The following is a 5,956-nucleotide window of genomic DNA, read 5'->3' on the forward strand; positions in this document are numbered from 1 at the left end:
CTGAGGTTGCCGGCCAGCGGCCGGCACTACCGGACTGATGAATCAGAACGTATAGCGGACGCGGCCGTAGTAATACGCGCCATTGCTGCCGATCGGCGACAGCACGTCGTACGGCAGGTTGCCGAAGTAGTGGATATCGCTGTTGGATCGATCCGGGTAGTTGTCGGTCAGGTTCTGGCCGCCGATGGCCACGCTCCATTGCGGGGTGATGCGGTACTCCACTTCCGCATCCAGCTGCCATTCGGCCTGGTAGGTCTGGCGCGGGATGTAGCCATCACCGAAGTTGAACACGCGGGTGGCGCTGCCATAGCGGTTCACGCGGGTGCTCAGCGACCAGTGGTCGTTGCTCCATGCGGCCGAGAGACTGCCGCGCGTACGCGGGGTGGCATCGGTGAGGGTGTTGGTCTCTTCGATGCCGAACAGCACATAGTCCGGGTTCAGCGCGCGCAGCTGCGCCGGCGTGGCCAGCACGTTCTTCAGCGTGGTCTTCGTGTACGCATAGGTGCCGGTCAACAGCAGCTGGCCATCGCCCAGCGACTGGCGCCAGTTGCTCACCAGTTCGGCGCCGCGGGTGCGGGTGTCGGCGGCGTTGACGAAGAAACTGGCGCTCTGCAGGCCGCTGACGCCGTAGTTGGCCGCCACGTAGTCGGTCAATGCATCGCCGGTGATGCTCTCCGACAGCGCGATGCGGTCGTCGATGTCGATCTGGAAGAAGTCCAGCGACAGGTCGAAGTGCTCACCGATGCGGCTGGTGAAGCCCAGCGAGGTGTTGATCGATTTTTCCGGCTTCAGGTTCTGCGCACCGAGGCCACGGGCGATCGGATTGTTGACCGACAACAGGCGGCCCTGCACCAGCTGGCCGCCGGCGTTGTAGCCGGTCGAGGTGGATTCGTAGCCGATCTGCGCCAGCGACGATGCGCGGAAGTTGTTGGAGATGGCGCCGCGCAACGCGAACGCCGGGGTGAATTCATAGCGCAGGCCGAGCTTGCCGGTCAGTTCACCGCCGAAATCGTCGTTGTGCTCGTAGCGTGCGGCCAGATCGGTGGAGAACTTCTCGCCGAACTGGCTGGACAGGCTGGCGTAGGCGCTGGCCACGTCGCGCGACAGCCGCGCCGCATCCTGCGGGGTCAGGCCACCACCGGCCTGCGAGCCGGTCGGGCGATCGGTGTAGGGGCCGGCGGCGTAGCTGGCCGGGTCACCCGGGCGGGTCTGGTAGCGCTCATGGCGCGCTTCCACGCCCAGGCCCAGGGTGTGGCTGATGCTGTCGCTCTGGGTGAACACACGACTCAGGTCGAGGTTGCCCACGGTCTGTGCGTATTCGTAGTCGGCGGTCTTGAAGCGGGTCGGGCTGGTCGGGCCCAGCGACGCGTTGAGCGAATCACGCAGGCGGTAGGTGAAGTCGTTCTGGCCGTAATCCAGGCTGCCGTCGTAGCTCCATTCACCCCACTGGCCGCGCACGCCGGCCACGGCCTGCACGTCGCGGTTCTCGCCTTCGGAGATCGGCCGGTAACCGTTCGGATAGACCTGCTTCCAGTTGGCATCGCCATCGGGGTAGCGGAAGTAGTTCGCACCTTCGGTATCACGCTGGTTGAAGGTGCCGAACGCGTAGAACGTCGACGTCTGGCCTACCGGAATCTCGGTGTTCAGCCACAGGTTGATGTCCTTGCTCTTGCCATCGCCCAGCACGTAGTTGCGCTTGCCCAGCAGCGCCAGGTTGTCCGGCGTCTGGTCCCACGGCGGAATCTGGTCGAAGCCGGCGCGGTTGGTGCCGTTGCGGTGCTTGTACTCCAGGCCGATACGCAGGAAGCCGCCGTCCTCGCCCAGCGAGGTGCCGACCTTGGCGCTGATGTTGCCGGTCTGGCCGTCGGTGAGGGTGCGGCCGATCGGCTTGAGGTCGGTGTGGTTGGCGCCGTAGCTGGCCTCTATCTCGCCACCGTCGCCGCCGTTGTCGAGGATCACGTTGATCACGCCGGCCACGGCGTCCGAGCCGTACAGCGCACCGGCGCCGTCGCGCAGCACTTCGATGCGCTTGATCGCGCTGACCGGGATCGAATTGAAGTCGACCGGCGTGGTGCCCTTGCCGATCTTGCTGTCGGTGTTCACCAGCGCGGTGTGGTGGCGGCGCTTGCCATTGACCAGCACCAGCACCTGGTCCGGCGACAGGCCACGCAGCTGTGCGGCGCGCACGTGGTCGGCGCCGCCGGAGTTGGACTGGCGCGGGAAGTTGAACGACGGCAACAGCGCCTGCAGCGCGCTGCCCAGTTCGCCATTGACCACGCCGGCCTTGCGGATGTCCTCGGCGGTGAGCACGTCCACCGGCGAGGTGGATTCGAGCACGGTGCGGTCGGCGGCACGGGTGCCGGTGACGATCACGGTGTCGAGGTTGGTAGCGTCCTGGGCCAGAGCCGGGACGGCGGTGGAGGAAAGCGCGAGGGCGATGGCGAGGCCGAGCGGCGACGCGGGCAGGCGGATGGACATGGGGGCTCCAGCAACAACGACGACGGGGAAGGGGGAGATGGTTTCACTTACATCCATCCGGATGGAGCGATATATTATCTTCGCGTGACGACCGGTGCGGATGCAAGCCCCTGCCGGTCCGGCATGAGCTGATGCCCTGCTGGCATCAGCACGCCGGGCCGGTGGCGCTGTACGCTGCCGGCTCGCCTTGTCCCCCTTCCCCGGAGCTGTACCGATGAAACACCTTGGCCTCGTCTTCGCCGTGCTGCTGGCCACCAGTGGCTGCGCCAGCCTCTCTTCGCAGGCGCCCAGCGCCTACGCCACGGCTACCACCGCCGAACTGAAGGGCGATGCCGCACGCCCGTCCGCCGGCCACGGCTGGGTGCGCAGTGAGCTGTACTTCGGCGTGGGCGAGGAGCAGGGCGCCGGCAACCGTCCGCAGGCCGACACCATCAGCGATGCGCAGTGGCGCACTTTCCTGGACAAGGAAGTGACCCCGCGCTTCCCGGATGGCCTGACCGTGTTCGATGCGTATGGTCAGTGGCTGTTCCGCGGCGATGCCTCGCCCAACCGCCTGCGCACCAAGGTGCTGGTGGTGCTGCACGAGGACACCCCGCAGCGCCGTGCTGATATCGAAGCGATCCGCCTGGCGTGGAAGCAGCAGACCAAGCATCAATCGGTGCTGTGGTCGCGGCAGGCGGTCGAGGTATCGTTCTGAGTTGAAGGTGCCGCCGCGGTGCCGCAGGGAGCGATGATGAACTACAGGGAATGCCTGCTGGGCCTGGTATTGGCAGGTGTGCTGGCACCGACGGCGCAGGCGCGTGGGGACGATAGCGAAACGCTACGCTTCCAGGTGGCCGCGCATGTGCAGGCGCATGCCGATCCCCGGCAGGACGGCAGCATCGCAGTGCAGTTGTCACCGTCAGGCAAGCGCCAGACGCTGGCGGGTGCGGCGGATGCCGACGGCAATTCGCGATGGTCGCTGGAAGATGTCGATTTCGATGGCTACCCGGAACTGGTCGCGCGTGCATCGGTGGGCATGGTCAACGAGGCGGTGGCGGTGTATCGCTTCGATCCGGCCAGTGCCGGGTTCCGCGCGCTGCAGGCCGACACCCACGGCAAGGACAGTTGCGGTGACCTGATGGGGTTGAGCGTGGATGCTGCCACTCGAACCCTGACCAGCAGCTGCCGTAGCGGCCCGATGTGGTACGCCGACCAGTACCGGTTTGCAGGTGCGAAGCTCTATCTCTACCGCAGCGAGAGCGTGCTGATGCTGGGCGACACGGTGAACGCCGCGTTGCAATGGGAACAGACCGACGAGCAGGGTCCGCTGGCGATCTGGCGTACCTATGATCCCGCCGGTCGTGTGCTGGAGACCGCCATCGCTGATGGCCTGGGCGCACCGCCGAATGGGCCGCTGCGTGGCCAGCAGGCCACCGTGGTGCCAGCGCGGTTGTTCCTGTTCGACCGGCCCGGTGCATCCAGCACCAAGCGTTATCTGGTGCAGGGCGACCGTGTGGAAATGCTGGATGAACAGGATGGCTGGATGAAGCTGCGCTACCGCAATCCGAAGCTGGGCGCGGTGGAAGGTTGGATCAACGTCAACGATTGAAGAAAAAAGGGGACGGAGGGAATTAAGTCGTTTGTGCCGTTAACGACTTAATTCCCTCCGTCCCCTTTTTTTGCGGAAGCATCACTTCATCAGGTCTAGCCTCGGATGTTCCCCCGTTCGAGGATGTATCCGATGAGCAAGCGCGTGGCCGAAATCGTGGTGGACGCCCTGCAGCAGGCTGGTGTCCGCCGTTGCTACGGCATCGTGGGCGATACGCTCAACCATGTGACCGATGCGATGCATGGCAGCGAGATCGCCTGGGTGCACGTACGACATGAGGAAGTGGCCGCATTCGCCGCAGGCGCGGATTCGCTGGTCAGCGGCCAGTTGACTGCGTGTGCTGGCTCCTGCGGCCCGGGAGGCCTGCATTTCATCAATGGCATCTTCGAGAGCAATCGCAACCGCGCGCCGATGGTGTTGATCGCCAGCCAGATCGTCACCAGCGAGCTGGGCATGGAGTTCCCGCAGGAAGTGGACTTCAAGGCGGTGTATGGCAGCTGCACAGTGTTCTGCGAGCAGGTGCACAGCGCCGAACAGGCGCGCCGCGTGGTCACGCTGGCCTGCCAGGCCGCGATCAGTCGCCGCGGCGTAGCGGTGGTGATCCTGCCCGCCGATATCAGCCAGGCCGAAGTGAAGCACGACGTGCCGTTCTCGGTGCACTACACCCAGCCGGTGCTGCGTCCCTCCGACGCGGAACTGCAGCGTATCGCCGAGTTGTTGGGGCAGGGCAAGCGCATTGGTGTCTACGCTGGTGCCGGTTGCCAGGGCGCGCACGCGCAGTTGTTGGAACTGGCGCGCAGGTTGCAGGCGCCGGTGGCGCACACCTCGCGCGCCAAGGACTTCGTCGAGCCGGACAACCCGTACAACATGGGCATGACCGGCATCTTCGGCATCGAATCCGGCTTCCACACGCTGATGGAGTGCGACACGCTGCTGCTGCTCGGCGCCGACTTTGCCTGGGGCCAGTTCTACCCGGACAAGGCCACGATCATCCAGGTCGACCGCGATGGCAGCCACCTCGGCCGTCGCCATCCGGTGAACCTCGGCGTGGTCGGCGATATCGCACCGACGCTGGACGCCTTGCTGCCGATGCTGCCGCCGCGCGAGGACAGCAGTTTCCTGGACGAGTGCATCGAGCGCCGTGACAAGGCACTGAAGAAGCGCGAGAAGGAAGAGCAGTCCGGTGAGGGCGAGTTGATCCATCCGCAGCACCTGACCGCGCTGCTGTCGAAATATGCCACCGATGATGCGCTGTTCACTGCCGACGGTGGCTCGCCGATGGTGTGGGTGCTGCGCCATATCCGCGTCAACGGACGCCGCCGCACGCTGACCAGCCTGCTTCACGGCACGATGGCCAATGCGATGCCACAGGCACTGGGCCTGCAGAAGGCGTTCCCGGGTCGGCAGGTGATCTCGCTGTCCGGCGATGGTGGCCTGGCGATGCTGTTGGGCGATCTGTTGACGGCCGTGCAGGAAAACCTGCCGATCAAGGTGGTGGTGTTCAACAACGGCTCGCTGAACTTCGTCGAGCTGGAGCAGAAGGTGGAGGGGCTGCTGGACAACTACACCGACCTGAAGAACCCGGACTTCGGCCGCCTGGCCGAGGTGATCGGCTTCCACGGCCGCACCGTGACCCGCAGCGAGGATCTGGAGGAGGCGGTGCAGGACTTCCTGGCGCAGCGCGGCCCGGCGCTGCTGGACGTGCATACCAGCCGCGCCGAGCTGGTGATGCCGCCGCAGATCGAGGCCAAGCAGGTGGCCGGTACCGCGCTGTATGCGGCCAAGGCGGTGTTGAACGGCCGCTTCGACGACGTGAAGCATCTGCTGGTGGACAACTTCCTGAAGAAGTAGGGGGTTGGTCGATGCAGGGCTGCGCCCTGCACCCCC

The 5,956-nt window shown here is 65.6% G+C and carries 4 protein-coding genes; 3 read left to right on the forward strand and 1 reads right to left on the reverse strand.

Translation table 11 applies throughout. From position 1 onward, the window contains the following. Positions 1–42 precede the first annotated feature (42 nt). Positions 43–2,478 (reverse strand): TonB-dependent receptor plug domain-containing protein, encoded by a 2,436-nt coding sequence (locus ACMZ91_RS21410; RefSeq protein WP_414578468.1) that lies wholly within the window; start codon positions 2,476–2,478, stop codon positions 43–45. A gap of 214 nt (positions 2,479–2,692) precedes the next feature. Here ACMZ91_RS21410 and ACMZ91_RS21415 point away from each other — a divergent pair, with 214 nt between their 5' ends. The 3 genes from ACMZ91_RS21415 to ACMZ91_RS21425 all read left to right on the forward strand — a co-directional run bounded on the left by ACMZ91_RS21415 (position 2,693) and on the right by ACMZ91_RS21425 (position 5,920). Continuing rightward, the gene (locus ACMZ91_RS21415; RefSeq protein WP_049398197.1) at positions 2,693–3,175 is read left to right on the forward strand and encodes a DUF3574 domain-containing protein; all 483 of its coding nucleotides are present in this window, start codon (positions 2,693–2,695) and stop codon (positions 3,173–3,175) included. A 36-nt stretch (positions 3,176–3,211) separates the two neighbouring features. Further along, the gene (locus tag ACMZ91_RS21420; protein ID WP_149908714.1) at positions 3,212–4,069 is read left to right on the forward strand and encodes an SH3 domain-containing protein; all 858 of its coding nucleotides are present in this window, start codon (positions 3,212–3,214) and stop codon (positions 4,067–4,069) included. 132 nt (positions 4,070–4,201) lie between these two features. Next, positions 4,202–5,920, forward strand: a complete 1,719-nt coding sequence (locus ACMZ91_RS21425; RefSeq protein WP_414578467.1) for a thiamine pyrophosphate-dependent enzyme — start codon at positions 4,202–4,204, stop codon at positions 5,918–5,920. Positions 5,921–5,956 lie beyond the last annotated feature (36 nt).

Source organism: Stenotrophomonas sp. FR024, from assembly GCF_047500745.2.
Lineage (GTDB): Bacteria > Pseudomonadota > Gammaproteobacteria > Xanthomonadales > Xanthomonadaceae > Stenotrophomonas > Stenotrophomonas maltophilia_A.